This is a genomic window from Corallococcus sp. CA041A, from assembly GCF_003612075.1.
GTDB lineage: Bacteria > Myxococcota > Myxococcia > Myxococcales > Myxococcaceae > Corallococcus > Corallococcus exiguus.
Genome location: NZ_RAWF01000430.1, coordinates 1 through 4,741, shown reverse-complemented (window position 1 = coordinate 4,741; position 4,741 = coordinate 1). Strand labels below are relative to the sequence as shown.

Here is a 4,741-nt window from a genome sequence, read left to right as displayed (position 1 = left end):
CTTCGTAGCCGAGCGACGTCAACGCTTCGACGAGCTCGGGCTCAAGCCCGAGCTCGTCGAAGCGTTGACGTCGCTCGGCTACGAAGAGCCTACCCCCATCCAGGCCGCCGCGCTCCCGCCGCTGCTGGCCCAGAAGGACCTGCTGGGCATCGCCGCCACGGGCACCGGCAAGACGGCCGCGTTCTCGCTCCCGCTCCTCCAGCACCTGAAGCCCGGCGCCGCCGGACCGCACAGCACCTCCGCGCTGGTGCTCGTGCCCACGCGCGAGCTGGCCATGCAGGTGTCCGAGGCCATCCACCGCTACGGCCAGAAGCTGGGCGTCAGCGTGCTCCCGCTCTACGGCGGCCAGGAGATTGGCCGGCAGCTGCGCGTGCTCAAGCGCGGCGTGGACGTCATCGTCGCCACGCCGGGCCGCGCGCTGGACCACTTGCGCCGCAAGACGATGAAGCTGGACCAGGTGCAGACCGTGGTCCTGGACGAAGCGGACGAGATGCTCGACATGGGCTTCGCGGACGACCTGGAGGCCATCCTCTCCGAGACGCCCGAGAAGCGGCAGACGGCGCTGTTCTCCGCCACCCTGCCCCCGCGCATCGCCAGCATCGCGGAGCGCCACCTGCACCAGCCGGTGCGCGTGCGCATCGAGAAGGAGAAGCTGGAGGCCGGGGAGATGCCGCGCGTCCGGCAGACGGCCTACATCGTCCCGCGCGCGTTCAAGATCGCCACGCTGGGGCGCGTGCTGGACCTGGAGTCCCCCACCGCCGCCATCGTGTTCTGCCGCACCCGCACGGAGGTGGATGAGCTCACCACGTCCCTCAACGGCCGGGGCTGGCGCGCCCACGCCCTGCACGGCGGCATGAGCCAGGAGCAGCGCGACCGCGTCATCAAGCAGTTCAAGTCGCAGGCGGCGGACCTGCTCATCGCCACGGACGTCGCGGCGCGCGGCCTGGACATCCCCCGGCTGACGCACGTGGTGAACTTCGACGTGCCCAACGCACCGGAGGCCTACGTGCACCGCATCGGCCGCACGGGCCGAGCCGGCCGCGAGGGCGTGGCCATCACCCTGCTGGAGCCCCGCGAGCACCGCCTGCTGCGCAACATCGAGCGGCTCACCGGTCAGCGCATCGAGGTCACCGCGGTCCCCACCGTGTCGGACCTGCGCGCGCGCCGGCTGGAGATGATCCGCTCGTCGCTTCGCGAGGCGCTCGTGGGCGGGGAGCTGGACGCGTTCCGCGGCATCGCGGAGGACCTGTCCGGCGAGTTCAGCGTCATGGACGTGGCCGCCGCCGCCATCAAGCTCCTCCAGGAGAAGGAGGACGAGGGCAAGGACTCCGCCGAGCAGGACATTCCCCAGGTGTCGGCGCCGGCGGAGCGGAAGTTCTCGCGCACGGAGCGCTCCGGTCCTCCGGGCAAGTTCGCGGACCGAGACGCCGAGCGCCCGTCGCGAGGCCCCCGCACCGCCGACCGGGGCGAGCGCGGAGAGCGAGCCGAGCGCGGCGAACGGGCTGAGCGCGGCGAACGGGCCGAGCGGGCCCCCGCGCGTCCCCCGCGCGCGCCGGAGTGGAACGTCACGCGCCTGTTCATCGGCGCGGGCCGCACCGCGGGCATGCGGCCGGCGGACCTGGTGGGCGCCATCGCGGGCGAGGCGGGGCTCGACTCCTCGCGCATCGGCGCGATCCACATCGCGGACATGTACTCGATCGTGGAGGTGCCGGAGCCGGAAGCCGCGCGCATCATCTCCGCGTTGAAGGGCTCCACGCTGCGCGGCCGCAAGGTCACCGTGCGCCGCGACACCCGCGACTGACGTCCTTTTCGCGTCACCGGCCACCCGTCATGGGCGGGCCGGTGACGCACGCGTCAGACCGCGTCCGGGTCCAGGTCCCGCGCGCGCCCCAGCAGCAGCGGCGACGCGATCCGGCTCTCCGGGTGCATGCGCAAGAGCGTGTGGATGACGCCGCCCAGCCCCGCCATCAGCCCGGGCGAGAAGGCGTCACGGGCGAGCCCCGCAACCGGCCCCCGCGCCTCCAGGCCGGAGATGAGCTCCGCGTCCAGCGTCTCCCGCTCCTGCCCGAGCGGCTCCGAGGACAGCCGCCGCGCCGTCTCCATCAGCTCCCACAGTCCCAGATCGCCGTGACACAGGGTGTGGATCCAGCCAAAGCCCTCGCGCACGGCCGCGGCCCGGGCCCGCTGGAACAGGTCCTCGTAGCGCGGCAGCCCCGTGCGCGCGAAGAGGTCCGCCGCCGCCAGGCCGATGCCCGTGCTCCCGTGGCACCAGGTCGTCAGCTGATCCGTGGCGTCCGGGCGGCGCAGGTCCGTCCAGTTGCCCACGTCCGGCCGGTAGAGCCCGTCCACGAAGTCGAAGGCGCGTTCGGCCAGGCTGCGCCACCGGCGCCGGTCCGCCGCCGTCCCCGCCGCGCTCAGGCCCAGCCGAGCCAACGCCCAGCCGATGCCCGCCGTGCCGTGCGCGAAGCCGCCGATGGGCTCCGGGAACATCGACGTGGACCACCGCGCGTCCCCCGCCACGCTCCGCGCCGTGTCCTCCAGCCGCTGCCCCGCGTGCGCCGCGATGTCCAGCCACTTCGATTCGCCCGTCTGGTCCACCAGGTTGAGCAGCGGGACGATGACGCCCGCCACGCCGCCCAGCACCTCCAGCAGTCCGTCCGCATCCAGCACCTGGGGCGTCAGCACCGCCGCGCGCTCGCGGGCCCGGTCCAACGCGCCGGGGACGGTGCCCAGGTCGTGCAGCGTGGACCAGATCCACACCTGCGACGCGAGCCCGGAGAAGCCACCCGGCGACTTCACCGGCACGCGGTCCTCCGTGGCGCGCAGCACCGCGAGCGTGCCTTCCAGCAGCGTGGGCAGTCCCTCCACCGCGTCGGCGCGGCCGTGGTGGACCTCGCGCAGGTACTGGGCCAGCACCACCGCGACGCCGCCCTGCCCGCTGTAGTGCTCGGCGGAGAGGGGCCGCACCGCCCAGCCGTACTCGGCGAGCACCGGGCTGATCCACGTCACCGTGCCGTCCGGACCTCGCACGGCCGCGTCGCGCACGCGGCGGACCAGCGTGGACAGCTGGGCCCGGCGCCGCGCATCCAGGCGCTCCTTGCGCGCTGAAGTGACAGGCGCGGGGACGCGTGGCGGCAGGGCCTTCTCGTTGAGATAGGCGCTGATCAACGTGCTCTGGATGGTCATCTCCTCCAGCGACTCATCCACGGAACGCCACGCCTCCACCGTGGCGTCGATCACGCTCCGGGTCACGGGCAGCGTGAACACGGGGATGTCGCCCACGCACAGGTCCGAGAGCTCCTCCTCGATGACGGGCGTCGAGGACGGCGCACCGGGAGAGACCTCCGCGTTGCGGCGCATCACGTCGTGTGCCTTCTCGCGGGCCTTCGGCGCGTCGTGCAGTGACGCCGGATGCCAGAGCATGCGCAGCAGCTCCGAATAGGTCTGCGTGGGCCGCAGGATGCGCCGGACCACCGCGCCCATGAACGGCTCCAGCAGCGGGCGCAGCTCTCCGTCCGCGTCCAGCGACTTCATCCGCGACGTGAGCTCACGGAAGCCGCCGACGACCTGATCCCAATGCCGCGCGAGCACGGGCTCCGGGCTGGGATGGTTCCTCGACGGCGGACGCTCCACCCACGTCATGCCCAGGCGGGCCGCGTCCGAGCCGCCGCCCACGATGGTGGGCACGTGGATGCGCGGCTGCTGGCCCGGGAGTGAACCCGCCGCGGAGATGTCCAATCCGCCCAGGCCCGGGCCTCCGCTGCGCACGGGGAGCAGGCCCGTCCGCAGCACGGTGCCCCGGATGGCCTTCGCCGCCAGGTCCACCGCCAGCCCACGCTCCGCCGGGGGCACGGGCGGGTCCGGGGTGAAGAGGCTCTCCACGTCCACCACCACCGGCACGGGCCCGTGCGCGATGAGGTTCTCCGAGTGCAGATCCGTGCCGCCCAGCAGGCGCATCACCGCGAGCCAGTGGCCCAGGTTCCGGTAGAAGCGCGCGAGCTCGGTCTCGCCCTCGCAGAAGCGGTGCTCCACGAACTCCGCCCAGCCATAGCCCGCGCGCACCAGCACGGACGGCACGCGGATGCGCGTGGCGGCGTCATCCGGCGCGAGCAGCCTCGACAGCAGCCCCTCCAGCGCGCGGTCCACGCGCATGCACCGGGGCTTGTAGAGCACCTGCCCCTCTTCCAGTTCGAGCAACGCGACCGTCTGGCCGCCCCGGTGGGCATCGCCCTCGCCCAGCCGCAGCCGCTTCAGCGCGCCGCGAGGCTTGCCTGGCAAGGCGGACAGCGCGTCCCGGTCCGCGACGAACCGCTCCGCGAGCCGCAACACCGCCTGGGCCTGGAGCCGGCCCACGGTGGCCAACCGGTCGAGGAGCGGCGGATAGCGCTCGCGCAGGTGCGCGTGGAAGCCGGAGGTGCACGCCCGGTCGAGGAACTGGTTCCACCGGCCCTCGGAGTCCGTGGCGTCCAGCCACCCTTCCAACCCCGCCGCGTGAAGCTCCAGGAGCAACACCCGGTTGAGCTTGAGCTGGGCGCTGAAGCCCACGGCCTGCCGGGCCGCTGTCTCCACGACCTCGCGCTCCCGGGCGGAGAGGTCCGCCATCCGAGCCAGCCGCTCCGACAGCGTCTCCAGCTGCGGCGCCAGCAAGACGTTCACGGGGCGAGCGAGCCACCCGGCGGGCGGGACTTCGGTGACCGTCAACGCTTGCTCATGCACCATGGGTGGGGCTCCCTTGGGGGTG

The 4,741-nt window shown here is 73.2% G+C and carries 2 protein-coding genes; one reads left to right on the top strand and one right to left on the bottom strand.

Annotation, left to right across the window (positions count from 1 at the left end):
• Positions 1-1,801 (top strand): DEAD/DEAH box helicase (locus D7V77_RS40375; protein ID WP_147452325.1); only part of this gene is annotated, 1,801 nt, incomplete at its 5' end.
• Between the two features lie 53 nt (positions 1,802-1,854).
• Here the strand turns inward: D7V77_RS40375 and D7V77_RS40370 are convergent.
• Entirely contained in the window at positions 1,855-4,719 is a 2,865-nt protein-coding gene (locus D7V77_RS40370; RefSeq protein ID WP_120581501.1) for a type 2 lanthipeptide synthetase LanM family protein, read from the bottom strand.
• Between the last annotated feature and the right edge of the window lie 22 nt (positions 4,720-4,741).